24 protein-coding genes, 1 tRNA gene and 1 pseudogene are annotated in these 26,249 nt (G+C 49.1%); 17 read left to right on the forward strand and 9 right to left on the reverse strand.

Annotated elements, in window-relative coordinates; translation table 11 throughout:
* Positions 1-3 precede the first annotated feature (3 nt).
* The 9 genes from infC to accD all read left to right on the forward strand — a co-directional run bounded on the left by infC (position 4) and on the right by accD (position 7,744).
* Positions 4-525, forward strand: coding sequence for a translation initiation factor IF-3 (infC, locus tag ACTHTY_RS01240; protein WP_079453677.1), 522 nt, complete (start codon positions 4-6; stop codon positions 523-525).
* Positions 526-667: 142 nt separating this feature from the next.
* Positions 668-865 (forward strand): 50S ribosomal protein L35, encoded by a 198-nt coding sequence (gene rpmI / locus ACTHTY_RS01245; RefSeq protein WP_003675505.1) that lies wholly within the window; start codon positions 668-670, stop codon positions 863-865.
* 12 nt (positions 866-877) lie between these two features.
* Positions 878-1,237 carry a 50S ribosomal protein L20 gene (rplT, locus tag ACTHTY_RS01250; protein WP_440366210.1) on the forward strand — a complete coding sequence of 120 codons (360 nt, stop codon included), beginning with the start codon at positions 878-880 and terminating at the stop codon, positions 1,235-1,237.
* Positions 1,238-1,485: 248 nt separating this feature from the next.
* Positions 1,486-2,475, forward strand: a complete 990-nt coding sequence (gene pheS / locus ACTHTY_RS01255; RefSeq protein ID WP_440366211.1) for a phenylalanine--tRNA ligase subunit alpha — start codon at positions 1,486-1,488, stop codon at positions 2,473-2,475.
* 103 nt (positions 2,476-2,578) lie between these two features.
* Positions 2,579-4,942, forward strand: a complete 2,364-nt coding sequence (pheT, locus tag ACTHTY_RS01260) for a phenylalanine--tRNA ligase subunit beta (RefSeq protein WP_440366212.1) — start codon at positions 2,579-2,581, stop codon at positions 4,940-4,942.
* A gap of 114 nt (positions 4,943-5,056) precedes the next feature.
* Entirely contained in the window at positions 5,057-5,359 is a 303-nt protein-coding gene (locus tag ACTHTY_RS01265) for an integration host factor subunit alpha (RefSeq protein ID WP_003680933.1), read from the forward strand.
* On the forward strand, positions 5,343-5,690 hold the full coding sequence (locus tag ACTHTY_RS01270) for a hypothetical protein (protein ID WP_128582784.1): 348 nt from the start codon (positions 5,343-5,345) through the stop codon (positions 5,688-5,690). Before ACTHTY_RS01265 ends, ACTHTY_RS01270 begins: the two co-directional genes overlap by 17 nt.
* 326 nt (positions 5,691-6,016) lie before the next feature.
* Positions 6,017-6,802 (forward strand): tryptophan synthase subunit alpha, encoded by a 786-nt coding sequence (gene trpA, locus ACTHTY_RS01275; protein ID WP_440366213.1) that lies wholly within the window; start codon positions 6,017-6,019, stop codon positions 6,800-6,802.
* Positions 6,803-6,877: 75 nt separating this feature from the next.
* On the forward strand, positions 6,878-7,744 hold the full coding sequence (gene accD, locus ACTHTY_RS01280) for an acetyl-CoA carboxylase, carboxyltransferase subunit beta (RefSeq protein ID WP_049331298.1): 867 nt from the start codon (positions 6,878-6,880) through the stop codon (positions 7,742-7,744).
* Between the two features lie 63 nt (positions 7,745-7,807).
* Here the strand turns inward: accD and ACTHTY_RS01285 are convergent, their stop codons facing one another.
* The 6 genes from ACTHTY_RS01285 to ACTHTY_RS01310 all read right to left on the reverse strand — a co-directional run bounded on the left by ACTHTY_RS01285 (position 7,808) and on the right by ACTHTY_RS01310 (position 14,214).
* Complete coding sequence (locus tag ACTHTY_RS01285) at positions 7,808-8,254, reverse strand: GatB/YqeY domain-containing protein (RefSeq protein WP_371459364.1); 447 nt, start codon at positions 8,252-8,254, stop codon at positions 7,808-7,810.
* Positions 8,255-8,351: 97 nt separating this feature from the next.
* Positions 8,352-8,564, reverse strand: a complete 213-nt coding sequence (gene rpsU / locus ACTHTY_RS01290) for a 30S ribosomal protein S21 (protein WP_003680926.1) — start codon at positions 8,562-8,564, stop codon at positions 8,352-8,354.
* Between the two features lie 277 nt (positions 8,565-8,841).
* Positions 8,842-10,689 carry a transglycosylase SLT domain-containing protein gene (locus tag ACTHTY_RS01295; protein ID WP_440366214.1) on the reverse strand — a complete coding sequence of 616 codons (1,848 nt, stop codon included), beginning with the start codon at positions 10,687-10,689 and terminating at the stop codon, positions 8,842-8,844.
* A gap of 178 nt (positions 10,690-10,867) precedes the next feature.
* Complete coding sequence (locus ACTHTY_RS01300) at positions 10,868-11,335, reverse strand: FxsA family protein (protein WP_440366215.1); 468 nt, start codon at positions 11,333-11,335, stop codon at positions 10,868-10,870.
* Between the two features lie 166 nt (positions 11,336-11,501).
* Entirely contained in the window at positions 11,502-13,019 is a 1,518-nt protein-coding gene (locus ACTHTY_RS01305) for a polyamine aminopropyltransferase (protein ID WP_440366470.1), read from the reverse strand.
* Between the two features lie 124 nt (positions 13,020-13,143).
* Positions 13,144-14,214, reverse strand: a complete 1,071-nt coding sequence (locus tag ACTHTY_RS01310) for a porin (RefSeq protein WP_440366216.1) — start codon at positions 14,212-14,214, stop codon at positions 13,144-13,146.
* Between the two features lie 325 nt (positions 14,215-14,539).
* Between ACTHTY_RS01310 and ACTHTY_RS01315 the strand changes: the two genes are divergently transcribed.
* From ACTHTY_RS01315 to ACTHTY_RS01335, 5 genes are all read left to right on the forward strand, one after another.
* Positions 14,540-16,159, forward strand: a complete 1,620-nt coding sequence (locus ACTHTY_RS01315) for an ABC transporter substrate-binding protein (protein ID WP_440366217.1) — start codon at positions 14,540-14,542, stop codon at positions 16,157-16,159.
* Between the two features lie 75 nt (positions 16,160-16,234).
* Complete coding sequence (locus tag ACTHTY_RS01320) at positions 16,235-18,031, forward strand: aminopeptidase P family protein (RefSeq protein WP_440366218.1); 1,797 nt, start codon at positions 16,235-16,237, stop codon at positions 18,029-18,031.
* A 233-nt stretch (positions 18,032-18,264) separates the two neighbouring features.
* The gene (gene oppB, locus ACTHTY_RS01325; protein ID WP_036472303.1) at positions 18,265-19,185 is read left to right on the forward strand and encodes an oligopeptide ABC transporter permease OppB; all 921 of its coding nucleotides are present in this window, start codon (positions 18,265-18,267) and stop codon (positions 19,183-19,185) included.
* Positions 19,186-19,257: 72 nt separating this feature from the next.
* A complete protein-coding gene (oppC, locus tag ACTHTY_RS01330; protein ID WP_440366219.1) occupies positions 19,258-20,166 on the forward strand; it encodes an oligopeptide ABC transporter permease OppC in 909 nt (302 codons plus the stop codon).
* Between the two features lie 24 nt (positions 20,167-20,190).
* The gene (locus tag ACTHTY_RS01335) at positions 20,191-21,795 is read left to right on the forward strand and encodes an ABC transporter ATP-binding protein (protein WP_440366220.1); all 1,605 of its coding nucleotides are present in this window, start codon (positions 20,191-20,193) and stop codon (positions 21,793-21,795) included.
* An 84-nt stretch (positions 21,796-21,879) separates the two neighbouring features.
* Here the strand turns inward: ACTHTY_RS01335 and ACTHTY_RS01340 are convergent, their stop codons facing one another.
* The gene (locus ACTHTY_RS01340; RefSeq protein WP_440366221.1) at positions 21,880-23,157 is read right to left on the reverse strand and encodes an O-acetylhomoserine aminocarboxypropyltransferase/cysteine synthase family protein; all 1,278 of its coding nucleotides are present in this window, start codon (positions 23,155-23,157) and stop codon (positions 21,880-21,882) included.
* A 195-nt stretch (positions 23,158-23,352) separates the two neighbouring features.
* Here ACTHTY_RS01340 and ACTHTY_RS01345 point away from each other — a divergent pair.
* Positions 23,353-23,487 (forward strand): annotated as a pseudogene (locus ACTHTY_RS01345) (IS30 family transposase); the annotation flags it as partial.
* Positions 23,488-23,809: 322 nt separating this feature from the next.
* On the opposite strand, the gene ACTHTY_RS01350 reads toward ACTHTY_RS01345, so the two are convergent.
* Positions 23,810-23,900, reverse strand: a tRNA-Ser gene (locus tag ACTHTY_RS01350).
* Positions 23,901-23,979: 79 nt separating this feature from the next.
* Entirely contained in the window at positions 23,980-24,759 is a 780-nt protein-coding gene (yaaA, locus tag ACTHTY_RS01355; RefSeq protein WP_070843133.1) for a peroxide stress protein YaaA, read from the reverse strand.
* Between the two features lie 170 nt (positions 24,760-24,929).
* Here yaaA and ACTHTY_RS01360 point away from each other — a divergent pair, with 170 nt between their 5' ends.
* Both ACTHTY_RS01360 and ACTHTY_RS01365 read left to right on the forward strand, forming a co-directional pair.
* Entirely contained in the window at positions 24,930-25,319 is a 390-nt protein-coding gene (locus ACTHTY_RS01360) for a RidA family protein (RefSeq protein WP_003746001.1), read from the forward strand.
* A gap of 70 nt (positions 25,320-25,389) precedes the next feature.
* Complete coding sequence (locus ACTHTY_RS01365) at positions 25,390-26,220, forward strand: symmetrical bis(5'-nucleosyl)-tetraphosphatase (RefSeq protein WP_440366222.1); 831 nt, start codon at positions 25,390-25,392, stop codon at positions 26,218-26,220.
* Positions 26,221-26,249 lie beyond the last annotated feature (29 nt).

The following is a 26,249-nucleotide window of genomic DNA, read 5'->3' on the forward strand; positions in this document are numbered from 1 at the left end:
TTCATCATCGCTCAAGAACGCGAAGCACGAATCAATGGTGAAATTACCGCCAAAGAAGTGCGATTAATCAGTGAGTCAGGCGATCAGCTTGGTGTCGTTTCAGTTCGTGAAGCTCTGGCTATGGCCGAAGAGCAAGATGTCGATTTGGTAGAAATTTCCCCGACTGCCAAACCGCCCGTTTGCAAACTGATGGATTACGGTAAATACAAATACCAACAAGCCAAGAAGCGCGACGAAGCTAAGAAAAACCAAAAGCAGGTACAAATCAAGGAAATTAAATTCCGTCCGGGTACTGATGAAGGCGACTATCAAATCAAGATGCGCAACATCAACCGTTTCCTTGCCGATGGTGACAAAGTCAAAGTGACATTGCGTTTCCGCGGTCGTGAGATGGCCCACCAACAATTGGGCGCCCAACTGCTTGAACGCGTAAAAGAAGAGTTGGCTGAAGTGGCACAAATAGAGTCTTTCCCTAAAATGGAAGGCCGCCAAATGGTGATGATGATTGCGCCTAAGAAAAAATAAAGCTATAATACAAGGCTTATTTCGATTGCCGCTCGGAATAAGGTTTAATTAGCGGCAAAAACCGTGGTATTTTGGGTTCCAAGTGTTTGAAATTTATTTCAAAACCCCTTATACCTTATCTAATAACGAATGGAGTTTTCCAATGCCTAAAATGAAAACCAAGTCTAGCGCGAAAAAACGCTTTAAAGTACTGGGTAACGGTGGTGTAAAACGCGGTCATGCGTTCAAAAGTCACATCCTGACCAAAAAAACCACTAAAACTAAACGTCAATTGCGCGGCACCGCTATGGTGGATTCACGCGATTTGGCTTCTGTTGCTAAAATGTTGCCCTACGCTTAAGGAGTTTAGAATATGCCACGCGTAAAACGCGGTGTTACCGCTCGTGCTCGCCACCAAAAAGTCTTCGCGTTAGCCAAAGGCTACCGCGGTCGTCGTAAAAACGTTTACCGTGTTGCCAAACAAGCGGTAATGAAAGCCGGTCAATACGCATACCGTGACCGTCGCCAACGCAAACGTCAATTCCGTCAACTGTGGATCGTTCGTATCAACGCAGGTGCCCGTGAAAATGGTCTGTCTTACAGCAAATTCATGAACGGCCTGAAACGCGCTGCTATCGAAATCGACCGCAAAGTATTGGCTGATTTGGCTGTATTCGACAAAGCTGCATTTGCACAATTGGTTGAAAAAGCTAAAGCTGCTTTGGTTGCTTAATTCGATAAGATTATTTAAAAAGGAAGCTTGTGCTTCCTTTTTTCTTTTCTTAAAGAAATCCTATGTAGTTGATTTTCTTTCTTTAAACTCTATTTTTTTATACTAATTTGCGATAAAATAGGTCTCTCTTATCAAACGGATTGGCCGCAGTAAGACAAAAGGCCGTCTGAACGGGTTTGCAATCAAATCCAACAGACGGCTTTGTTGTTCCAGACGTCCTGCCATCAACAAACAGACGATAAACCACTATGGAAAATGTAAACCGTATCGTTGCAGAAGGTATTGCCGCTATTGAAGCCGCGCAAGACTTCAATGCCTTAGAACAAATTAAAGCACGCTATCTTGGTAAAACCGGCGAATTGACCGGACTTTTGAAAACTTTGGGTCAAATGTCTCCTGAAGAGCGTAAAACCATAGGCGCGCACATCAACGAATGCAAAAATCAGTTTCAGACGGCCTTTAATGCCAAACGCGATGCCCTGAATGAAGCCAAGCTGCAAGCTCAATTGGCTGCAGAAGCCTTGGATATTACTTTGCCGGGCCGTGCACAAGAGCATGGCGGTTTGCACCCAGTGACTTTGACTTTGCAACGTGTGGTTGAGCTGTTTCACGGTATGGGTTTTGGAGTGGCAGACGGCCCTGAAATCGAAGACGATTTCCATAATTTCCAAGCCTTGAATATTCCTGCAAATCACCCAGCGCGTGCGATGCAAGATACTTTCTACGTTGAAAACGGCGACGTTTTGCGTACACACACTTCGCCTATTCAAATCCGCTATATGCTCGACAAAAAAGAGCCGCCTATCCGCATTATTGCTCCCGGTCGCGTTTACCGCGTGGACAGTGACGCCACTCACTCGCCTATGTTCCATCAGGCCGAAGGTTTGTGGGTAGAAGAGTGCGTAACTTTTGCTGACTTGAAAGCAGTGTTCACTGACTTTATCCGTCGCTTCTTTGAAAGCGATGACCTGCAAGTACGTTTCCGTCCGTCTTTCTTCCCGTTTACTGAGCCTTCTGCCGAAATCGACATCATGGGCGAAAACGGTAAATGGCTGGAAGTTGGTGGCTGTGGCATGGTACATCCTAACGTGTTGAAAAACGTTAATATCGATCCTGAAAAATATACCGGTTTCGCCTTTGGTATTGGTCTCGACCGCTTCGCTATGCTGCGTTACAACGTGAACGACTTGCGCCTGTTCTTCGATAATGATTTGAACTTTTTGAAGCAGTTTAAATAAATTTCAGATAGTCTTTTGATAGGCCGTCTGAAAAGTGGATAGATATTACTGATTTCGTCTGATAAAAATTTGTTTCAGACGGCCTGATAGTAGAGAAAATAATATGCAATTTCCTTATTCATGGCTGAAAACTCAAGCCAATCCTGATCTTTCTGCCGATAAACTGGAACATCTTTTGACCATGGCCGGTTTGGAAGTGGAAGAAATCGATACTGCCGCCCCTGCTTTCAGTGGTGTGGTTGTTGCCGAAGTAAAATCCGTTGAAAAACACCCTGATGCAGACCGTTTGAACGTTACCCAAGTTGATGCCGGTACGGGCGAGTTGGTTCAGATTGTTTGTGGTGCGCCGAATGTCAAGCTTGGTATTAAAGTGCCGTGTTCTTTGCCGGGTGCCGTTTTGCCGGGCAATTTCAAAATTAAGCCGACTAAAATGCGCGGCGTACCATCAAACGGTATGCTGTGTTCGACCAATGAACTGGGTTTGCCTGATGACGGTGTAGACGGTCTGCACATTCTGCCTGAAGATGCGCCTGTCGGTACCAACATCCGCGAATACTTGGATTTGGACGATACGCTGTTTACGTTGAAAATTACGCCTAACCGCGCTGATTGCTTGAGTGTTAAGGGTATCGCGCGTGAGGTTTCTGCCTTGACTCAATGTGCGTTTACGCCTGTTGAAATTCAGACGGCCTCTATCGGCAGTGAGAAAAAACAGGCTGTCCGTATTGATGCACCGGCCGACTGCGGCCGTTTTATCAGCCGCGTTATTGAAAATGTCAATGCGAAAGCAGCTACTCCCGATTGGATGAAACAACGTTTGGAACGCAGCGGTATCCGCAGCATTTCTGCATTGGTGGACATCGGCAACTATGTGATGCTGGAAATCGGTCAGCCTATGCATGTTTTCGATGCTGACAAGCTGTCAGGCAGTTTGATTGTCCGCCGTGCTCAAAATGGCGAGACTTTGGCGTGTCTGAACGAGAAGACGGTTACTTTGGCTGACAATACGCTGGTAGTTGCTGATGAAAAAGGTGCGTTGAGCTTGGCCGGTTTGATGGGCGGCGAGGCAAGCGCGGTTTCTGATGAGACGCAAAATATTGTGTTGGAAGCTGCTTGGTTTGCTCCGGAGATTATTGCCGGTAAATCCCGTCAATATGGTTTTGGCTCGGATTCTTCTTTCCGTTTTGAGCGTGGTGTGGATTACCGCTTGCAAGCTGATGCCATTGAGCGTGCTACCGAATTGGTGTTGCAGATTTGCGGTGGCGCGGCCGGTGAAATGGTTGAGGCGCAAGGCGAATTGCCTGAGGCAAGACAAGTTGAATTGCGTTTAGGCCGTCTGAAAACGGTATTGGGCGTTGAAATCCCTGCCGAGCAAGTTGAAATTATTTTGCAACACTTGGGTTTGCAGCCTGAGAAAACCGAAGAAGGCTTCCGTGTCACTTCTCCTAGCTTCCGTTTCGATATCGAGATCGAAGCCGATTTGATTGAAGAAATCGGCCGCGTTTACGGTTATGAAAATATTCCTGACGACTATACTTCAGGCCGTCTGAAAATGTTGGCATTGCCTGAAACCAAACGCCCGCGTTTTGCGGTTTATAACGAAATGGCGGCTCGCGGTTACCGTGAAGTGGTCAGCTATGCGTTTGTGGATGAGCAATGGGAGCAAGACTTTGCTGCCAATACTAATCCTATCCGCCTGCAAAATCCGTTGGCGGCGCAGTATGCCGTCATGTGTTCTACGCTTATCGGCGGTTTGGTGGAAGTTTTGCAAAACAATTTGAACCGTAAGCAAAACCGAGTACGCGTGTTTGAAATTGCCCGTGTGTTCAGCAAAGATTCGGCTGATCAATTTGTTCAAAACGAACGTATCGGCGGTTTGTGGTATGGCTCCGTGCTGCCTGAGCAATGGGGCGAGAAAACACGCAACGTGGATTTCTACGATATGAAAGCCGATGTTGAGAGCCTTTTGAAAAACAAGGAAGTATCCTTTGTTAAGACCGAACATCCGGCATTGCATCCAGGACGTGCCGCCAATATCGTTTCAGACGGCAAAGTAGTTGGTTTTGTTGGCGAGTTGCATCCGAAATGGCTGCAAAAATATGATTTGCCACAAGCGCCGCTGGTGTTTGAAATCGATATGGATGCGGTATTGGGCCGTGAGAAAACCCGTTATCAGTCTGTATCCAAATTCCAACCTGCGCGCCGAGATTTGGCATTTGTAATGCCTGAAGCTGTAACGCATGATGATTTGTTAAATGCCCTGAAAGCGGCGGCAAACAAGCTGGTTCAAGAAATCAGCGTGTTTGACGTTTACCGCGGTACGGGCGTGCCTGAAGGCATGAAGAGCGTTGCCGTCAAAATCATTTTACAAGATATGGAAAACACGCTGACAGATGAAGTCATCGAGCCTTTGGTTGCGAAAATGATTAAAGCGGCAGCCGAAAAAGACGCACAGCTTCGCGCTTAAAATAAGATAAAAGTTGTCGCCAAAAATCACCAATAATATTTGATTTTTTGGTGAGGACTTGATTTTTAAAAGAATTTTGGTAATAATTGCACCAGTTTGAATGAAGGTAAACACATGACACTAACTAAAGCAGAATTGGCTGATATTTTGGTCGACAAAGTCAGCAACGTCACCAAGAATGATGCCAAAGAAATCGTCGAGCTCTTTTTTGAAGAAATCCGCAGCACTTTGGCGCGTGGTGAAGAAATTAAAATTTCCGGTTTCGGCAATTTCCAATTGCGCGACAAACCTCAACGCCCTGGCCGTAACCCTAAAACAGGCGAAGAAGTGCCGATTACCGCACGCCGTGTGGTAACTTTCCATGCCAGCCAAAAACTCAAAGGCATGGTGGAGCATTACTATGACAAACAACAATAATCCGGTTATTCCTGCCAAGCGTTATTTTACGTTGGATGAGATGTGCCAATTGTTGCAAATCAGCCCGGCTCAGTTTGCTCAATGGCAACATGAAAATAATGTTGTGATTGGATACGGTGGCGATCGATATACGCGCTCAGATGTAGTTAAGTTGTTGAAACTGAAAGATACGTTTGAACCGTATATCGATACGTTCAGCCGTGGTGCTTTGGATGCAAACGGCAATCCTGCCGCCAATGCAGAAGAAGTCCGTCATGGTCTGATGCAGGTTTTGTCTGATTTGGAGCGTCATCTTGGTTCTGAACAACAAAACCACCATGTCGAGCTATAATCGATAAGAAAATTGTGATCAAAAGTGCGAAGGCATACAAAGATTTGCATAATTGATTCTAATAAAGGCTGTTTGAATGATTTTCAGACGGCCTTTATTGTTTTATATTGCTTTCAAAATATCAGAATCTTGATTGCAAATGATTCTATGAAATAGCCGTAAATGTTATACTTAGCCTCTTGTTTGCCGATTGGAAAGAACCAGTCATTAGATAATGCGGATAGATACCGCCTTTTCATGGCAGACTGAGGTTTTTAAAACAAATGTAACGGCAGAATAAACAGGCTGCCGGACAACATTCAAATCGATGAAATGGATAGCAGAAAATGAGCAGAATCCAACAAACTTTCTCAGCGCTCAATGGCGCAAAAGCACTGATTCCTTATATTACGGTGGGTGATCCCAGTCTTGAGACAACCTTGGCATTGATGCATAGCCTGGTGGCTAATGGTGCTGATATTTTGGAACTGGGTGTGCCGTTTTCTGACCCTATGGCGGATGGTCCGACCATTCAGCGTGCGGCCGAAAGGGCGTTGGCAAATCATGTTTCTTTGCACGACGTATTGGAAACAGTACGTTTGTTCCGCCAAACCAATGATAAAACGCCGATTGTGTTAATGGGCTATTTGAACCCTGTACATAAAATGGGCTATCAGGCGTTTGCGCAAGCGGCTGCCGAAGCAGGCGTAGATGGCGTATTGACCGTGGATTCTCCGGTAGAAACCATTGAGCCTTTACATGAGTCGTTGAAAGCGCAAGGTATTGATTGTATTTTCCTTATTGCGCCAACAACAACTGAGGAGCGTATTCAAACGATTGCCAAAGTGGCCGGCGGTTTTGTGTATTATGTATCGCTCAAAGGCGTGACCGGTGCGGCAAGTTTGGATACTGAAGAAGTTTCGCGTAAAATAGAGCTTTTGCGCAAATACATCGATATTCCGATTGGTGTCGGCTTCGGCATCAATAATGCGGAGAGTGCGCGTAAAATTGGTGCGGTAGCGGATGCCGTTATTGTCGGCAGCCGTATCGTCAAAGAGATTGAAAGCCACGCAGGTAGCGAGGCCGAAGTGGTAGGCGTGTTGGTTAAAGAGTTGAAAGACGCGATTCGCTAATATTTTTTATTCCATTATTTCAGACGGCCTTACATTCAACAGGCCGTCTGAATTCTGAATTCCAAGGAGTCATTCATGAGCTGGCTAGATAAAATTCTTCCTCCGAAAATTAAAAACCGAAGCAGTTCGTCCAGCGTCCCTGAAGGCCTGTGGCACAAATGTCCGTCTTGTTCGGCAACGGTTTATTCAACCGAGTTGAAGCAAAACAGCGAAGTCTGCCCGAAATGTAATCACCACAATCCGCTTTCTGCGCGCGAACGTTTGAATCTACTTTTGGATGAAGAAGGCCGTGAAGAGATTGCAGCCAATATTAAACCGACCGACCCGCTGAAATTCAAAGACAGCAAAAAATATCCTGACCGCCTCGCGGCTGCGCGTAAAGCAACCGGCGAAGACGATGCTTTAGTCGTTATGAAAGGCACCATGAACGGCCTGCCTGTCGTGGTGGCTGCATTTGAATTCCGTTTTATCGGCGGCTCTATGGGTTCGGTCGTGGGTGAGCGTTTCGTTCAGGGGGTACGTCGTGCCGTTGCAGATAATTGTTCGTTTATTTGCGTGGCGGCTTCCGGTGGTGCGCGTATGCAGGAAGGGATTAACTCTTTGATGCAGATGACGAAGACCAGCGCGGCTTTGCATTTGCTGACTGAAAAACGTCTGCCGTTTATTTCCGTATTGACTGACCCGACCATGGGCGGCGTATCTGCCAGCTTTGCCTTCTTGGGTGATGTGGTTTTGGCAGAACCGAATGCGCTGATTGGTTTTGCCGGTCCGCGCGTTATTGAGCAGACTGTACGTGAAACCTTGCCGGAAGGTTTCCAACGTGCAGAATTCTTATTGGAGAAGGGCGCAATCGACCAAATCGTCGATCGCCGTTCCATGAAAAAACGTATCAGCGATTTGATTACTTTGTTGCGTCATGAAGGTAAAGTAACTGCTGCTTGATTGGCACAATAAGAAAGGCCGTCTGAAAATAATATTTCAGACGGCCTTTTTGATTATTGAGGATTAAGCAGTCAATGCGGTTTTCAAAACCTTGTTGACTTCACCCATGTCGGCTTTGCCGGCCAGGCGGGTCTTCAATACGCCCATGACTTTGCCCATATCTGCCATACCTGATGCACCGGTTTCTGCAATGGCTGCTTCAACGACAGTCTTGATTTCTTCTGCGGACATCATTTGCGGCAGGTAGCGGTTGAGGATTTCGATTTCCGCATTTTCTTTGTCAGCCAAATCTTGACGACCGGCTTCGGTGTAGATTTTGGCGCTGTCTTTGCGCTGTTTTACCATTTTGGTCAGGATAGAGATGACTTTTGCGTCATCGGCTTCAGTGCGCTCATCTACTTCAAATTGTTTGATGGCGGCATTAATCAGGCGGATGGTGCTTAAAGACACTTGGTCTTTGGCACGCATGGCGGTTTTCATGTCTTCGGTTAATTGTGTTTTTAGGCTCATAATGTTCTCACTTTATATAAAAAGATGCCGTCTGAAAAACAAAACACACCGCAAAGCTGCCTTGCGGTGTGTCGTTTATCACAGGGCAGGCCTGTAATTAGTACATTTTAGGAGGCAGTTGTTGGCTGCGCAGACGTTTTTGCAGACGTTTGGCTGCAGCAGCTTTTTTGCGTTTGCGTTCGGTAGTTGGTTTTTCGTACGCTTCACGGGCGCGCAGTTCGGTCAACAGACCGGTTTTTTCTACGGCACGTTTGAAACGACGCATGGCAACTTCAAATGGTTCATTCTCTTTAACACGAATAGCAGGCATTTTATTTCCTTTAAATTTTGTTCAATCAAACCGTTTTAAGAAATAGAGGACGGTTTGTCATAATGGGGTAGTTGTTGTATCGCTGGTTTGCCTAAGGCAGGGCGGGATACGCGCCGTGATGTAAACATCACCTCCTAACAAGTCGGCTTTTGCCGTGCAAGTGACCTTTTCGGTCAGAAATAATCGGGCGATTATCTTATAAACCCGATAGTCTGTCAAGGTTGCAGGCCGTCTGAACATTTGATTCTGTCTCACTTTTCAGACGGCCTATCGGGTATTAATAACGGCCGGGAACCGTACCCATACGTTGTTTCAACGAAGTTTGCGGTTCGTTGAACAATGACGCGTAATAAGTCGCGTTGGTCATGACTTTTTTCACGTAATCACGAGTTTCGGTGAATGGGATGGTCTCGGCGTAGATGGCACCTTCCAAAGGAGAAGAAGCCTGCCAGTTGCGGGCGCGGCCGGGGCCGGCGTTGTAGCCTGCGGTGGCCATCACTTCGTTATTTTGCAGGCGGCGTTTGGCATCCGCCATGTACCAAGTACCCATGCGGATGTTGCCGTCCATGGTGTAGAGTTCGCTGCTGCTCATGCCGATTTTGCCGGCAATTTCGCGGGCGGTTGCAGGCATGACCTGCATCAGGCCTTGTGCGCCGACGCTAGATTGCGCGCCCATGACAAAGCGGCTCTCTTGGCGAATCAAACCGTAAACCCATGCCGGGTCAACGCCTGCCTGTGCGGCATAGCGGACGGTCAGGTCTTTAAACGGAGAGAGGTAGCGCAGTTTGTAGTTGAGTTTGTGGTCGGTACGGTCTGCGCTGTTGATCGCCATGTCGTAGAACTGGTTGTCAAAAGCGACTTGCGCGGCAGTCAGCAGGTTGTCTTCGTTGAAGTCGCGGGTGGCAAAACGCCATTCTGCCTGCGCCTGACGGCGCATTTTGGAGTCGCCGTTGCTTTGGCTGTTTTTAAACAGAACCAATGCGCGTTTGATGGCACCGTCTTCGCTCATGCGGCGGACGTCTCTGGCATCGGCATCGGCAACATTGTTGCGCGTATTGATGCGGCGGCCCAGTTCTTCACCTGCCATTACGGCGTAGAAATTGCGGCCGGAAGCGGCGGCTTTTTCATACATTTCTTTGGCTTGGTTGCTTTTGCCTTGTGCGGCAAAGCTGCGGCCCAGCCAATATTGCCATGTCGGGTCTTTTTGCAGTTTTTCAGGCATATGCTGGATCACGCTTGCCAATTCGTCCCAGCGTTGCAGGCGCAAAGCGGCGCGTGCGTACCATTCCAATTGCTCGTCGGTCAGTTGCTTGCGGTCGGAAACGCGGCCGTAGTAGCTTAAAGCAGTCGGCATGTTTTGGCTTTGTGCATGGTAGTGGCCCAATACGCCCCATGCGAAGCTGCGTTGTTCGCGGCTGAGGCCTGATTCCATGTCGGACAGGGTAGCGGCGGCAGAAGCGGATTTGCGTGCATCTTTGCCGATCACGCTCAACAGGCTGTATTCGGTCGCACCTTGCGCGCCACCTTCAAACGGGCTGCCCAATGCGGCGGCGAGGTTGCGTGCATCTGTGGTTTGACTGTTGCTCAATAAGCCGCGTACGCGACGCCATGCGTCGTTGGTGTTCAGACGGCCTGAAGCTGCCGCGCTTTCAACCAAGCGGGTACAGCCGGCAGGCAGTTTGCTGGTCACGTGAACCAGTTCGGCGGCTTTGCTGTAATTGCCGCTGCTCAAATCGGCATAACATTGCACTTCTTGTGCGACGCCGGCGGCGTTCAATTTGCTGAATTCTTGACGGAACAAATCCCATTGGCCGCGCGCACCCAAGGTTTTCAGCCATTCGTTGCGGACGTTTTCAGCCATTGCGCTGTCGCTGGCTTGGGATAAAAATTGTTGTACCCAAGCATCGTCGCCGCGTTTGGCGGCATCAATGGCGCTTTGGTATTGGCTGTAATCGGACAGGACTTTGGATTCGCTGTCGGCGCGGCGTGAAGGAATAGAAGTAGATTTAGGCTGAACAACGGTTTCGGTTTTCGAAGCAGTCGGTGTGTTTTGGGTGGCACACGCCGATAAAACAGCGGCGGTAATCAAGCTGAGGGAGAGAGGGAAAAGACGTTGAACGTTCATTGGATACCGTGTCGTTTTTAGAATCAAAATAGCCGCTTATTTTAAATGATTTATGCGGAATAACCGAATTACAAACCGATATTTACATTTTTAAAGCCAGGAAATGACTAAGGCCGTCTGAAATATGAAACACTTTTGAGGTATTCCTAATTCAGACGGCCTGTTATGAAGGCAGTCGTCAATCGGGTTTGTGTTCGATATAGTCTTGCGGTTTGTCGGCTTTGCTGGTGCGCGTAACCGTATATTCGCCTTCGATAATGTCTTCATCCTCTTTGGCGGAGCTGTAAGTCTGACGGCTTTGGAAAGACTGCGTAGAAGAAACGGCCGCGTTGCCTTTAAACGGAATCAGCAAGAGCAGGGCGACGGCGGTTGAAATAAAGCCTGGGCTGAGCAGGAAAACCGCGGCGGCGGTATAGCGAATCGGCCACAGCATTTGATAGAGGGAAATGTTTTGGCCGCTGCGGACGGCTGCGCCTGCGAGCAAAAGGCCGGAAATGCCGGTATGGCGCAGCATAAAGATACCGCTGATAAAGCTGACGGCCATCACAAACAGCGTCCAACCGCCGCCAAGCCAGTCGGCAACCCAGACGATGGACATGATTTCCAAAAAGATTAAAACCAAAAAACCGATTCCAAAATACTGCATAAGAGTTTATTCCTTCATTCAACGGATAGTGTCGATTGTGTTCTATCTAGATAAAGATAAACCTTATTTTTTCAAGCAAATGCTGTGTGAAAAAGGGTAAACAGGCGATGAGGCCGTCTGAACGGAGATAAAAGAAGACAGATGTTTCAGACGGCCTTTAGATATTTTATCGCATCACATTGTTCCAATCGCTTTCAAAATAACTGACGAGAATTTGGTTGTTCAAATAATTTGCTTCCACCTTGCGCCTTGCCATATCGGGCGGAAAACGGAACATTTCGGCAACGGTCTGGGCATTCAGATAGCGGGTGGGGACGTCGAATTTTTGCGGAATGGGGAAGTTTTGGTCAAACCCTGCCAACACAAATCCCCATTCGCCAAAGGAAGGGACGTAAACATGATAGGGTACGGTATTCAACTTGGCCGCTTCGAGGGTGGCAACGACCGACCAGTAGGCATTAGGGGCGAAATAAGGCGAAGTCGATTGCACAACAATCTTACCATGTGGCTCAAGATGGCGGGCAACGAGGCGGTACATGGGGACGGAGTAAAGTTTGCCCAGCGAGAAATTGGATGGGTCGGGCAGGTCGATGATGATAACGTCGAATTTTTCAGACGACCCTTCCAGCCATTTGGCGGCATCGTCGTTGACGACGTGCATTTTGGGATGGGACAGCGAGCCTTGATTGAGCGCGCTCAAGGTGGCGGAGGTTCTAAAAGTAGCGGTCATGTCGGGGTCGAGATCGACCAAAGTAACTTTTTTGACCTGCGGATATTTTAAGACTTCGCGTGCCGCTAATCCGTCGCCGCCGCCGAGAATCAGGACGCGTTCGGCGTTGGGCACCATCTGCATGGCAGGCAGAACGAGTGCTTCGTGGTAACGGGCTTCGTCGCGTGAGGAGAATTGCAGGTTGCCGTTGATGTAGAGGCGGGTGTCGTCTTTCCAGCGTGTCACTACCAGCCGCTGGTAGGGCGAGTGGCTTTGATAGACGACGGGGTCGCCAAAATAGCTTTGTTCGGCTTTGAAGGAAATGCGGTCGGCGTAGGCGAAGATGATGGCGAGGATGGACAAGACAATCAGCGCACGCAGGCGGATGGCGCGATAGCGGGGCAGTTCGGCTTTGAAGACGCGCGCGGTCAGGTAGGCGACGGCGGCGTTGAGGATGCCGAACAAGAGGGCGGAACGCGCCATGCCGAGTTTGGGGGCGAGCAGAAGCGGAAACAACAGAGAGACGGCAAGTGCGCCTAAGTAGTCGAAGGTCAGGACTTTGGAAACGAGTTCTTTAAATTCCGCACCTTTTTGGTTTAACACGCGCATGACCAAAGGAATTTCCATGCCGACAACTATGCCGACAATCAGTACAAAAGCGTAGAGCAGGGTGCGGAACGGGGCGGCGGATAAACCGAAGGCCACAAATAATGCCAGCGCGGAAATGCCGCCGATGATTCCGACCAGAAGTTCGATTTCGATAAAGCGGTGCAATACGTCTTTATCTTTGATGTATTGGGTCAGGTGGGCACCGATACCCATTGAAAACAGATAAAGCCCGATGACGGAGGAAAACTGCAAAATACTGTCGCCCAAAAGATAGCTTGCGAGCGCGGCGATGATGAGCTCGTAAGCGAGGCCGCAGCTGGCGACGATAAAAACGGAGATGATGAGGGTGCGGTGGGCGTTCATGATGACGTTTTTGTTGCTTGAGTGTGGGCAATGTAATGATTTTTAAGGTGGGCTGCAAGTTTAATTATAGGATGTAGAAAAGGCCGTCTGAACAAATTGTTTCAGACGGCCTTTAATCTGTCAGGCATTAATAGCGGTGTTTGAATACCATGCCCACTGCGTAAGAAGATTTTTTCGGCAAATCTTCGTCGTATTTCGGATTGACGTTTTCTTTCAACCAGCCGGCGCCGAGTGTGGCGGTTGTCCGTTTGGAGAAGCTGTAATCGGTGCTGACGGCGACGTGTTTGTAGTCTTCGCCGACAGAGCTTTTACCGTAGGCAAAGCCGATTTGAGGTTTGAAATTGCCCACTTTGTATGAGCCGGAAACCATAAATTCTTTGGTGTTGTTGATTTCTTTGTCGTAAGAACCGGCTACGTTGCCTGCCGCATCTTTCCATACGCCCCAGCAGCTGAAGCCGTCGCAAGTGTTTTTGGCGTATTGAAACGCAGCATCGACGGAGATTTTGTCTTTGCTGTATCCGGCCATGAATGCGTGGGCTTGGAAGTCTTTGGTTTCGGTTGGAGAGTCGTTGGGTGCGTATTCGGCAGCGTAGTGCGCGTTAAAGCCGTTGTTGGGGTGGTAGTAGTCCACGCCCCAGCCGAAGACCCAGTCGCCGTCACGTTTTTTGTCCGGATTCCAGTCATTGTTGTTGCGCGCGGCATTGGAACCGGGGGAAACGTTGAATTTGAATTGGAAACCGTTTTTCCAAGGCGACTCATAAGCCATGGAAACGCGGCGTTGGCCGAAACGGGAAATTTTGCCGAATTCCAAAATCGGGCTGTTGGTGTCGAAAGGGTTCAGATAGATGCTGTTCATAGGGGTACTGATGTAACCCATTTTGACGGTGCCGAGGTTTTTGTAACTGTTGAGCGCAACGTATGAGTCGGCAGTACCCCAGCCTCCCCAGCGGTCGGAATCGAAGTAAATAAAGGAGCCAAGTTGCCATTTCAACCATAAGTCGTTGTTGAGCGGTACTTCATCGGAGAGATAAAGACTGGAACTTTTATCGGAAATGGTTGTAGAGGTTACACCGGTTTTATTGTTGTGTTCGACCTCGGTCATGATGTAGATGGTACCGCTCATTTTAGGTTCGGCGTGTGCGAAGCTTATGGAAGAGCCAATGAGGGTAGTGGCAACAAAACAAGATAACTTGTTCATTTTGTTCTCCTTTTATGTCTTTTTCTTAATTGGGGACGGGAAATTCGGATAATCTTATTTGACAAATTATAAAAAATCAATACATTTGTAACTTATCGTAGGATAAATTGAAAAATAGTTTTCAGTTACGTATTTTTGTGTTAATTTGCCAACAATCTTGGACGGCTGCTTTTATTTCGATGGTATAGGTAGTTTAAAACGCTATTTTTATATCTAGAAATAGAGGATTTAACTGGATTTTAAAATCTCAAATATTTGTAGTTAAGTGTAGTTTGAATAATCAGGCCGTCTGAAAAAGAAGAATACCCAAAAGAAGGAATGAAATATGGCCGGAAAAACCTATCCGCTGTTGGCTGCATCATTGGCCGCCGTATTTGCGTTGTCGGCGTGCAGCCGCGATGTCAAACCCGCCCCTAAGTTTAAGCGTACCGATTATGAGCGCGTGGTGGTCAGCAACGGCGTCGAGCCGGGCACGCTGGACCCGCAGATGAGCGGCGATATGGCGGCCGGTGCGATTATCCGCCAGCTGATGGATGGTTTGGTCGGTACGGATGCGGAAGGCAAAACCATTCCTGCTTTGGCGGAAAGATGGGAAAGCAAGGGCGAGCGTGTCTGGACTTTCCATCTGCGTGATGCCAAATGGAGCAATGGCGATCCGATTACCGCCGAGGATTTTGTGTACAGCTTCCGCCGTCTTGCCGATCCGGCCACGGGCGCACCTTTCGGCAGCTATTTGGTCGATGCCCAAGTGGAAAATGCGGAAGATATATTAAACGGCAAAGCCAAGCCTGAGACATTGGGCGTCAAGGCGTTGGACGCAAAAACCCTGCAATTTACGCTGATTGCGCCCGTACCTTATTTCCCCGATATGCTGATTCAGCAATTCACATTTCCGGTGCACCGCGCCACTGTCGAAAAATACGGCAACAAGTGGACGCAACCCGGTCATTATGTTTCCAGTGGCGCTTATCTGTTAAAGGATTGGAAAGTCAACAGCCACATCAATATGGAACGCAACCCCAATTATTACGATAAAGACAAAGTAGCCATTCCGAAGGCGGTTTTCTTGTCAGGCAGCGGCGAGTACAACCGTTATCGCGCCAATGAAATTGATGTGACTTATGGCATTCCTAGTGATCAGGTCAAAGTGGCGGATATTGAGTTTCCGGGACAAGTGAAACGCACGACTTCTTTGTGCAGCTGGTATTTGGAGCCGAACCACGAAGCAGCGCCGTTTAATGATCCGCGCGTCCGCAAGGCGCTCAATATGCTGACGCGCCGCGACATTGTCGTCAAAGTGGGCGGCCGCGGCGATACGCCTGCCTTCCAATTGACACCGCCGCAAATGCAGGGCGTGATTCCTGTTTATCCGGAGTGGAAAGAATGGACGCCTGAAAAACGCATCGAAACTGCGCGTAAACTGTTGAACGAAGCAGGCTACAACGATGACCATCCGCTTGAGTTTGATATTTTGTACAGCACCAGCGAAGCGTCTAAAAAACAAATCACTGCCGTGCAGTCGGTGTGGAAGGCCGCCATTCCGTTTATCCGTCCGACTTTGTCCAACGAGGAATGGAAAACGTATTTGGATACGCGCGCGCAAGGCAATTTCAAGGTTTCGTTCAGCGGCTGGTGTTCCGATTTCAATGATCCGGCAGGTATGCTCAATATCTTGAAATCCAACAACTCAAACAATGCATTCCGCTACAAAAGCGCGGCGTTTGACACATTTATGAACAATACGCTTAAAGATGGTGTCAGCAAGGAAGCGCGCAGCCAGCTCTATGCCGATGCGGAGAAGCAGCTTCAAGAAGACGCTGCACTGATTCCGCTGTATCATCAGGTTGAAGTGCGTATGGTCAAACCCGATATTATCGGCTATTCCGACAAAGACCCTTTGCGGAACTATACGGTCAAGAGCTGGTCGTTCGCACCGAAAAAATAGATTGATTATAGATAGCACAAGTTTTCAGACGGCCTTGATGACCGAGGCCGTCTGAAACAACAGGAGACATAACACATGAAATCTGTACAACAACGTTTGTCCGCTTTACGCGAAGCCATGAAAAAACATGGTGTGGACGCGTTTGTCATTCCTTCCGCCGATCCGCACCTTTCCGAATACCTGCCCGAGCATTGGCAGGCACGTCGTGATTTTTCCGGCTTTACCGGTTCGGCCGGCATTTTGGTGGTGACCGCTGATAAAGCAGGCGTGTGGACGGACAGCCGCTATTGGGAACAGGCAGGCCAACAGCTTGCTCCAAACGGCATCGAGCTGCAAAAAATGGGCGTTGATGCGCCTTATACCGAGTGGTTGGCACAAAATCTGCCCGAAGGAGCAGTGGTCGGCGCACCTGCCGATATGTTCGCACTCAGCGGCGAGCGCGGTTTGAAACAGGCCCTTACCGCCAAAAACATCCGCCTCGAATATCCTGAAACCTTGTTGGACGAAGTGTGGGACGACCGTCCCGCACTGCCGACTCCGGAAATCTACGTTCACCATCCCGACTATGTTTCCGAAACTGCGGCCGAAAAACTGGCCCGTATCCGTGCGGCCATGAAAGAGCAGGGCGCAGATGCGCATTTGGTTTCTTCTTTGGACGACATCGCTTGGATTACCAATCTGCGCGGCGATGATGTGCCGTTCAACCCTGTGTTCTTGTCCCATCTGTTTATCAGTCAAGACAAAGCCGTATTGTTTACCGATGCAGGCCGTCTGAAAGCCGAATCTGCCGAAGCTTTGAAAGCGGCAGGTTTTGAAGTGTTGCCTTATGCGCAAGCGGCGGACTATTTGGCAGACGTTAAGGGCGCATTGCTGATTGATCCGAACAAAACCGCCGTCGGCACTTTGCGCCGCCTGTCTGAAGACGTCCGTTTGATTGAAGCCATCCACCCAAGCACATTCTTCAAATCGGTTAAATCCGATGCCGACATCGCCCATATCCGCAATACCATGGCGGAAGACGGCGCGGCATTGTGCGGTTTCTTTGCCGAGTTTGAACAAATCTTGGCAGACGGTGGCGAATTGAGCGAGCTGGATATCGACGGTATGCTCTACAAACACCGCAGCCAACGTCCCGGCTTTATTTCGCCAAGTTTCGACACCATCGCCGGCTACAATGCCAATGCCGCCTTGCCTCATTACAGTGCGACACCGGAAAACAACAGCAAAATCAAAGGCGACGGTATGCTGCTGATTGACTCCGGCGGCCAATACTGGGGCGGTACGACCGACATCACGCGCGTGGTTCCTGTCGGCAATCCGAGTGCGGCCATGAAACGCGATTACACTTTGGTGTTGAAGGCGCATATTTCTCTGGCTGAGACCATTTTCCCTGAAAACATCAAAGGCCCGATGATTGATGCCATCTGCCGCAAATCGCTCTGGCAGGCACAATGCGATTATGGTCACGGTACCGGTCATGGCGTGGGCTATTTCCTCAATGTGCATGAAGGCCCGCAAAGCATTGCCGTTGCCGCCGTGCCGCAACCGCATCACGCGATGCAGTCAGGCATGCTGACTTCCAACGAGCCGGGTCTTTACCGTCCGGGTAAGTGGGGTATCCGTATCGAAAGCCTGGTAATCAACCGTCCGGTTGAAAACCCTGAGGAAACCGAGTTCGGCAAATTCCTGTATTTTGAAACCGTTACCCTCTGCCCAATCGATACGCGCCTGATTGATACCAAACTGATGACCGGCAGCGAAATCGAATGGCTGAACCAATATCACGCTGAAGTGCGCCGCCGTCTCGAGCCTTTGACAGAAGGCGCGGCCAAAGCATGGCTGATCGAACGCACCGAACCTTTGGCGCGTTAACGTGAAAGGCCGTCTGAAACGGCGGATACAAAGTTTCAGACGGCCTTATAACAACAATTATCTAAAAACTAAAAAAACCTTACCCGACTCCGAATAAAAACAATAACCCGGTCGGAATAGAGAGAGAAACCGGCGCGGCGACGTTAAAGATGCCTGCTGCCATTCATCCGATTTCCGCTTCAGGTCAGCTTTGTTTTCACGAGTCCGGTATGTTCAGACAGGACAGCCTGATTATGTTGAAATTCATCATCAAACGGATATGTGCTTCCATCCCGACCATGCTGGTGTTGATCACCGTATCTTTTTTCCTGATGCGGCTCGCACCGGGCAGCCCGTTCACAGGTGAACGCAATTTACCGCCTGCGGTCATGGCCAACATCGAAGCCAAATACCACCTCAATGATCCGATGTACCTCCAATATTTCCACTATCTCAAGCAGTTGGCACAGGGGGATTTGGGGCCGTCGTTCAAATATAAAGATTTCAGCGTTAATGAGTTGCTTGCCCAATCCCTGCCGGTGTCGGCAGAACTTGGCTTCTACGCCTTTTTAATCGCCGCCATCTTCGGCATGTTTATCGGCATTATCGCCGCCTTAAAACAAAACAGCTGGCTGGATTATTCGCTGATGAGCGGCGCGATGACCGGTATCGTCGTTCCCAGTTTTGTGATGGCGCCGGTATTGGTGCTGGTGTTTGCCGTCAGACTGCAATGGCTGCCTGCGGGCGGCTGGAACGATGGCGCACTGATGAACTTGATTTTGCCTGTCGTTACTTTGTCCATCGGTTATGTGTCCAGTATCGCGCGGATTACGCGCGGCGCGATGATCGAAGTATTGAACAGCCCCTTTATCCGCACGGCACGCGCCAAAGGCCTGCCCATGAGCCGCATCATCCTGCGCCATGCGCTGCGTCCCGCCATGCTGCCGATTGTTTCTTTCTTAGGCCCGGCATTCGTCGGCATCATCACTGGCTCCATTGTGATTGAAAACGTGTTCGGTATTCCCGGTGTCGGACAATTATTTGTCAACGGCGCGCTCAACCGCGACTACGGCATGATTTTGGGTTTGACGATTTTGGTCGGCATTATGACCATTTTGTTCAACGCCATCCTCGATATTCTGTATGCCATTATTGACCCGAAAATTCGTTATTAATCCCATTTGCGCAAAGGCCGTCTGAAACGTTCAGACGGCCTGAAGAAAGAATAAAAAGCGAGAGAGAACATTATGTTATTCAAAAAGAAGCAGACTCAGGCCCTTGCAGAGGCAGCAGAATACGCCCAAGTACACGGCAAAAGCCTGTGGAGCGACGCATGGCGGCGTTTTAAACAGAACAAAGCGGCGGTGTACAGCATTATCATCCTGTTGCTGATCAGTATTTTTGTGATTGTGGCACCATGGATTGTCCACTACACCTACGACTTTACCGACTGGGACAATATGCAGATTCCTCCGTCCTTTTCTACCCATCACTATCTGGGTACGGATTTGCTCGGCCGCGATTTGTTGTCGCGCGCGGCAACCGGCGGACGTATTTCCTTGCTGGTCGGTGTGGCCGGCGCATTGGTGGCCGTTGTCATCGGTACGCTTTATGGCGCGATTGCCGGCTTTATCGGCGGTAAGCTTGATTCGCTGATGATGCGCTTTTTGGAAATTTTGAACGCGTTTCCGTTTATGTTTTTCGTGATTTTGCTGACCACATTCTTCGGCCGCAACCTGCTTTTGATTTTTGCCGCCGTAGGTTTGGTGTCTTGGTTGGACGTGGCGCGTATCGTGCGCGGCCAAACCTTGAGCTTGAAGCATAAAGAGTTTGTCGAAGCGGCGCGTGTGAGCGGCGTGGCAAAACGTAAAATCGTAACGCGCCACATTATTCCGAATGTTTTGGGCGTGGTGATGGTGTATGCCTCTTTGCTGGTGCCGGGCATGATTATGTTTGAATCCTTCTTGAGCTTCTTGGGCTTGGGTGTGCAAGAGCCGATGACCAGTTGGGGTTCGATGTTGCAAGAAGGCGCGATTTCTATGGAAGCCGCACCATGGCAGCTGCTCGTGCCGAGTTTCTTCTTGGTAACCACTTTGTTCTGTTTCAACTTTATCGGCGACGGCCTGCGTGATGCGCTCGACCCGAAAGACCGCTAAACCACAACCAAAAGGATAATCAAAATGACAAAACAGTTACTGGTTGTAGAAAATCTGGACATCGATTTTGAGCTGCATGAGAAAACCGTTCATGCCGTGCGTAATGTCAGCTTTAAAGTGGCAGAGGGCGAAACATTGGCTTTGGTCGGCGAATCCGGCTCGGGCAAGTCCGTAACATCTATGTCCGTTATGCGCCTGCTGCCTGAGAAATTTGCCCGATACAGCAAAGATTCGCGCATTACTTTTGACGGCATTTCCATTTTGGATGCCGATGAGAAAACCCTGCGTGATTTGCGCGGCAACCGCATCAGCGTGATTTTCCAAGAGCCGATGACCTCGCTCAATCCATTTATGCGTATCGGTGCGCAGCTGATTGAAGCGGCGCGTGTGCACAATAAAAAGCTTGGCAAAAAAGAAGCAGGACAGAAGGCATTGGCATTGCTGGAACGTGTGGGCATCAAAGAAGCCGAGCGCCGCATGAAACAATATCCGCACGAGTTTTCCGGCGGTCAGTTGCAACGCATTATGATTGCCATGGCGCTCATCAATGAACCTGACCTGCTGATTGCCGATGAGCCGACCACGGCTTTGGATGTGACCATTCAAGCCGAGATTCTCGATTTGCTCCACGATTTGCAACAGCAAATGGGTATGGCGATTATCTTCATTACCCACGATTTGGGTTTGGCGGAACACTATTCCAAAACCGTCTGCGTCATGCGTAACGGCGAAATTGTCGAGCGCGGCAAAATCAAAGAAGTATTTGCCCATCCGAAACACGAATATACCGCCGAACTCATCAATGCCATTCCAAAAGGCATGAAAGAGCCGGAAGAAAACAACGCCGGTGTGTTAATCGATGCCGATAATGTCAATGTTTCTTTCGTATTGAAGCAAAATTTTTTCGGCAAGCCGCTCAAAACTTTTGATGCCGTCAAAGGCATCAGCCTCAAAATTAAAGAAGGCGAAACATTGGGCGTCGTCGGCGAGTCCGGTTCCGGCAAATCTACGCTGGGCAAAGCCGTCATGCAGATGCTGCCTTATACCGGCCATATCTCCTTTGAAGGCAAAGACCTGAAAAACTATACCGCCGAAGAAGCACGCCGTCTGAAATCGCAACGGCAAATTGTGTTCCAAGACCCGTTCGGTTCGCTTTCTCCGCGTTTGACCGTTGGCGAAATTATTGGCGAAGGTTTGACGGTTCATCATCCTGAAATGACCAAAAAAGAACGTATCCAGCGCGTTTTGGAAGTCATGAAGGAAGTATCCCTGCCACTTGACGCGCTCAACCGTTATCCGCACGAATTTTCCGGCGGCCAGCGTCAGCGTATCGCGATTGCACGCGCCGTTATCCTGCGCCCGAAATTCATCCTTTTGGACGAGCCGACCTCTGCACTTGACCGCTCCGTGCAATCCAAAGTGGTCGAACTTTTGCGCGACTTGCAGAAGAAATACGGCCTGACTTATATGTTCATCAGTCATGATTTGTCTGTTGTGCGTGCCGTCAGCGATAATGTGATTGTGATGAAGCAGGGCGAAATGGTTGAGTACGGCAGCGCGGATCAGATTTTCCATCATCCGCAAAACGACTACACCAAACGTTTGATTAACGCCGCATTTGATTTGTAGAAAAGGAAAAGGCCATCTGAAAAGAAGTTTTCAGACGGCCTTTTTAAGCGGAGGCTTTTTTCATCTAATTAGCGCTGCTATTGCCTATGCCTGTGCGGCATCCAATGCCTGTGCCAAGTCGGCAAGCAAATCGTCGATATGCTCGATACCCACGCTCAGGCGTACCATGTCGGGGCTGACGCCTGCTGCGGCGAGTTCTGCATCGTCAAGCTGGCGGTGGGTCGTTGTGGCAGGATGGGTAGCCAGCGATTTGGCATCGCCGATATTTACCAAGCGCAGGAAGAGTTGCAGTGCGTCGATAAATTTTGCACCGGCTTCGCGTCCGCCTTTAATGCCGAAACTCAGCAAACCGGAGGCTTTGCCGCCGTAGTCGCGGTCAATCAGAGCTTTATACGGACTGTCGGGCAGGGCAGGATAGTTCACCCATTCGACTTGCGGATGTTTCTTTAAGAATTCGGCTACTTTTAGGGCGTTTTCGCAATGACGTTCCATGCGCAGCGCGAGGGTTTCCAAACCTTGAAGCAGTAAAAATGCGCTGTGCGGAGACAGGGCGGCACCGGTATTACGCAATGGGACGACACGGGCACGGGCGATATAGGCTGCCGCACCAAAATGTTCGCAGTAGTTTACTCCGTGGTAAGACGGATCAGGCTGATTGAGGGTTTTTTCAAAACGCGGATTGCCTGCCCATTGGAATTTACCGCCGTCGATAATGGCACCGCCAATCGTTGTGCCGTGGCCGCCGATGTATTTTGTCAGAGATTGGATAACAATGTCGGCTCCGTGTTCTATCGGGCGGAACAATGTAGGCGTAGCAACGGTGTTGTCTACCATTAGTGGCAGCCCTTGAGCGTGCGCGGCTTGTGCGAATGCTGGAATATCAACGACATTGATGGCGGGATTGCCGATAGATTCGCAATACACCAGTTTGGTGCGGCTGTCGGTATTGGCAGCAATTTCTTCGGGCTTGGCCGGATCGATAAAGCGTACTTCTATGCCTTGGCGCGGTAGGCTGTGGGCAAAGAAATTGTATGTGCCGCCGTAGAGGGTTTTGGTTGCAATGATGTTGTCGCCTGCTTCAACCAAGGTTTGAACAGCATAGGTAATCGCAGCCATACCGCTGGCGACAGCCAATGCGGCGATACCGCCTTCCAAACGGGCAACGCGTTCTTCCAAAACGGCAGTGGTCGGATTCATCATACGGGTGTAGATATTGCCCGCTACATCAAGGTTGAACAAGTCTGCGCCGTGTTGCGTATTGTCAAAAGTGTAGGAAGTGGTTTGGTAAATGGGGACAGCAGCGGATTTGGTAGTCGGTTCGGATTGATAGCCTGCATGCAGGGCAATGGTTTCCCATTTCATTTAAATATCCTTGTAGCGATGAAATAATGATAAATAGAGGTCAGCAGATTCGGATTTGAAGGGCAAACTTTCCATAACGGAAAAGTTCGGTATGTAGCAGCATACAGCCTTTCCTATAAGAAAGATTACCCTGAGCGACACGCAACTGACCCAAGAAGAACGATATCACATTCAAGACCTGTCCTGCCACCACACCATCATCGAATGACACCCCATCACAATGCCGTTTACCGTGACCTTATCCAGGATAAAAGCAAGGGCGGTACTTTGTGGCAACAGCTCGGAATATGCAGCAAACCCTACCGCAAACGATACGGCGGCACGCGGACCTGAGGCAAAATGTACAATCGCGTCGGCATGGAAAACGTCCCTCCATGGTCGAGTAAAAATTCCGTATTGGTGATGGGTAGGTTGATACCCTTGACGGCAATGATCAGAAAAGCGGAGACCTTTGCAAAAGTCCCTCAAGTCTCTAAATGTCTGGGTAGGACTTTAGGGATTTGGGGGATTTTTAAAGATATTAGGCCGTCTGAAACTGCGTTATAGAAAGTTTCAGACGGCCCTTGGGTATTCTTTGGATTTGAAAATAAAAAAAAGACTTGAATCATCAAGTCTCGCATTTCATTTTCACTAGATAAAAAAATATCAAGAATGGCGGAAGCGGTGAGATTCGAACTCACGGAGGGCTATCAACCCTCGACGGTTTTCAAGACCGTTGCATTAAACCGCTCTGCCACGCTTCCATTCTTGAAGCTGTAATATTAATGGAACTTACGGCCTTTGCCAAGAGGTATTTTAGAAAAAATATCTAGGATTTTGTTTTTATTTAGATTGTTCTTCACGCATGAATACCCATTCGGCTTCGTTTGAAGCTGCTTCATTGAATGAATAGCCCTCGTAGTCGAAATTTTTGAGCATTTCAGGCTCGGTAATGCCGTGTTCTGCAGCGTAGCGCACCATCAAACCGCGCGCACGTTTGGCGTAGAAGCTGATGATTTTGTATTTGCCGTTTTTCTCATCTTTAAAAATCGGCGTAATCAGGCGTGCGTTGAGTTTTTTGGTGTTGACGGATTTGAAATATTCTTGTGAGGCGAGGTTGATTAAAACGTCGCTGTCGGCCTGCTTCAGCGTTTGGTTGAGCAGGTCGGTGATTTTATCGCCCCAAAATTCGTAGAGGTTCTTACCGCGAGAGTTGGCAAAGGCCGTACCCATTTCCAAGCGATAGGGCTGCATCAAGTCGAGTGGGCGCAGTACGCCGTATAGGCCGGAGAGCAGGCGGACGTGTTGTTGCAGGTAGTCGATTTGCTCCGGTTTGAGCGTATCGGCGGCGATGCCTTCATAGACGTCACCGTTGAACATAAATACGGCTTGTTTGGCGTTTTCAGGCGTAAACGGCGTGTGCCATGCGGCATTGCGTTCGGCATTGAGCAGGGCGATTTTATCGGAAACATGCATCAGTTCGGCGATTTGTTGAGGGGCAAGCTGACGCAACTCCTGCATCAGGATTTCTGCTTCGGGCAGAAGGTCGGGCAGGGTAAAGCTGCTGACGGGGGAAGGGTCTTTTTCGTTGAGGTTTTTGGCTGGGGATAAGACAAAAAACATGATAATTTCGGCTTTGAAATGAATAATGTGTGGGATTGTAGGTTTAAAATTGAGGAAGAACAAGACGGGCTAAACGCATTAATTGAATGCTTTTATTGAAACGTATTTCTGTTGAAAGTAAAATTCGAAGCTTCCACCTGATTCTGACATTTCTACTTGAGGAGAATATCATGTCTAAAACCATTATCCATACCGACAAAGCCCCTGCAGCGATTGGTGCATACAGCCAAGCAGTCCGCGCAGGCGATACGGTTTATATGAGCGGTCAGATTCCTTTGGATCCGGCTACGATGACCGTGGTCGGCAATGGCGACTTCCGCGCCGAAGCAGTGCAAGTATTTAAAAACCTGCAAGCCGTAGCCGAAGCGGCCGGCGGTTCTTTGAACGATATCGTCAAACTCAATGCTTATTTGACTGATTTGGCCAACTTTGCCGTGTTCAATGAAGTGATGGCTGAATTTATCGAGCAACCTTTCCCGGCGCGTGCGGCGGTTGGCGTGGCCAGCCTGCCTAAAGGCGTTCAGGTTGAAGCAGAGGCTGTATTGGTTTTAAATGCATAATTGATGTTTTCAGACGGCCTGGGCTGGGCTTGAGGCCGTCTGAAAAGAATAACAACGGAAAACAATAATAATGGCACATTACGCAATCGGAGACATTCAAGGCTGTTTTGACGAGCTAACTTTGTTGCTTGCCAAAATCGGCTTTAATCATGGTACGGACACCCTTTGGCTGGTCGGCGATATTGTCAATCGCGGTCCGAAGTCTTTGGAAACCCTGAAATTTGCCAAAGAGCATGACAGCAGCGTGCAAATGGTTTTGGGTAATCATGATTTACATCTTCTGGCAGTCGGTTGCGGTGAAGGAACGCTCAAGCGTAGTGATACGGTTGAGCCGATTTTGTCCCACCCCGATAGTCATGCCATGCTTGACTGGCTGCGTCATCAGCCGCTGTTGGTGCGCGGCGACAGGCATGTGATGGTGCATGCCGGTATTTTGCCGCAATGGTCGGTTGATAAAGCCGAAAGCCTTGCCCGTGAAGCTGAGGATGAATTGCAAGGTAAAAAGTACAGGAAATTTTTTAGCAAAATGTACGGCAATAAGCCGACCGAGTGGACAGACGATTTGACAGGCTATGAGCGCCTACGCATGATTATCAACGTCTTTACCCGTATGCGTGCGCTGACGTACAAAGGTGAATTGGATTACGAATATAAATCCACTCTGAAAAAAATGCCGCTTTACCTGCGCCCTTGGTTTAAAGCGCCGGATAGGCAGAATTTGGATTATATTACCGTGTTCGGACATTGGTCGTCATTGGGCTACGTTAATACCGATCAGGTCATCGCTTTGGACACCGGCGCGTTGTGGGGCGGAGAGCTGACGGCGGTCAATTTGGATACCAACGAAGTGATACAGGTACCGTCCTTGGGCGGATTGGATTGGAAAACGGCATTGAAATAGTTTGGATAAGATAAAAGGCCGTCTGAAAT

Source organism: Neisseria sp. P0019.S002 (assembly GCF_051957155.1).
Lineage (GTDB): Bacteria > Pseudomonadota > Gammaproteobacteria > Burkholderiales > Neisseriaceae > Neisseria > Neisseria perflava.

Bases quoted from the DNA above. Each gene is read 5' to 3' on its own strand.
- ACTHTY_RS01320 (WP_440366218.1), top strand. From the start codon at position 16,235: ATGAAATCTGTACAACAACGTTTGTCCGCTTTACGCGAAGCCATGAAA.
- ACTHTY_RS01285 (WP_371459364.1), bottom strand. From the start codon at position 8,254: ATGAGCCTAAAAACACAATTAACCGAAGACATGAAAACCGCCATGCGT.
- ACTHTY_RS01310 (WP_440366216.1), bottom strand. From the start codon at position 14,214: ATGAACAAGTTATCTTGTTTTGTTGCCACTACCCTCATTGGCTCTTCC.
- ACTHTY_RS01295 (WP_440366214.1), bottom strand. From the start codon at position 10,689: ATGAACGTTCAACGTCTTTTCCCTCTCTCCCTCAGCTTGATTACCGCC.
- rpsU (WP_003680926.1), bottom strand. From the start codon at position 8,564: ATGCCTGCTATTCGTGTTAAAGAGAATGAACCATTTGAAGTTGCCATG.
- ACTHTY_RS01315 (WP_440366217.1), top strand. From the start codon at position 14,540: ATGGCCGGAAAAACCTATCCGCTGTTGGCTGCATCATTGGCCGCCGTA.
- ACTHTY_RS01270 (WP_128582784.1), top strand. From the start codon at position 5,343: ATGACAAACAACAATAATCCGGTTATTCCTGCCAAGCGTTATTTTACG.
- pheT (WP_440366212.1), top strand. From the start codon at position 2,579: ATGCAATTTCCTTATTCATGGCTGAAAACTCAAGCCAATCCTGATCTT.
- ACTHTY_RS01265 (WP_003680933.1), top strand. From the start codon at position 5,057: ATGACACTAACTAAAGCAGAATTGGCTGATATTTTGGTCGACAAAGTC.
- rplT (WP_440366210.1), top strand. From the start codon at position 878: ATGCCACGCGTAAAACGCGGTGTTACCGCTCGTGCTCGCCACCAAAAA.
- ACTHTY_RS01365 (WP_440366222.1), top strand. From the start codon at position 25,390: ATGGCACATTACGCAATCGGAGACATTCAAGGCTGTTTTGACGAGCTA.
- ACTHTY_RS01360 (WP_003746001.1), top strand. From the start codon at position 24,930: ATGTCTAAAACCATTATCCATACCGACAAAGCCCCTGCAGCGATTGGT.
- trpA (WP_440366213.1), top strand. From the start codon at position 6,017: ATGAGCAGAATCCAACAAACTTTCTCAGCGCTCAATGGCGCAAAAGCA.
- ACTHTY_RS01335 (WP_440366220.1), top strand. From the start codon at position 20,191: ATGACAAAACAGTTACTGGTTGTAGAAAATCTGGACATCGATTTTGAG.
- oppC (WP_440366219.1), top strand. From the start codon at position 19,258: ATGTTATTCAAAAAGAAGCAGACTCAGGCCCTTGCAGAGGCAGCAGAA.
- oppB (WP_036472303.1), top strand. From the start codon at position 18,265: ATGTTGAAATTCATCATCAAACGGATATGTGCTTCCATCCCGACCATG.
- yaaA (WP_070843133.1), bottom strand. From the start codon at position 24,759: ATGTTTTTTGTCTTATCCCCAGCCAAAAACCTCAACGAAAAAGACCCT.
- pheS (WP_440366211.1), top strand. From the start codon at position 1,486: ATGGAAAATGTAAACCGTATCGTTGCAGAAGGTATTGCCGCTATTGAA.
- ACTHTY_RS01300 (WP_440366215.1), bottom strand. From the start codon at position 11,335: ATGCAGTATTTTGGAATCGGTTTTTTGGTTTTAATCTTTTTGGAAATC.
- rpmI (WP_003675505.1), top strand. From the start codon at position 668: ATGCCTAAAATGAAAACCAAGTCTAGCGCGAAAAAACGCTTTAAAGTA.
- accD (WP_049331298.1), top strand. From the start codon at position 6,878: ATGAGCTGGCTAGATAAAATTCTTCCTCCGAAAATTAAAAACCGAAGC.
- ACTHTY_RS01340 (WP_440366221.1), bottom strand. From the start codon at position 23,157: ATGAAATGGGAAACCATTGCCCTGCATGCAGGCTATCAATCCGAACCG.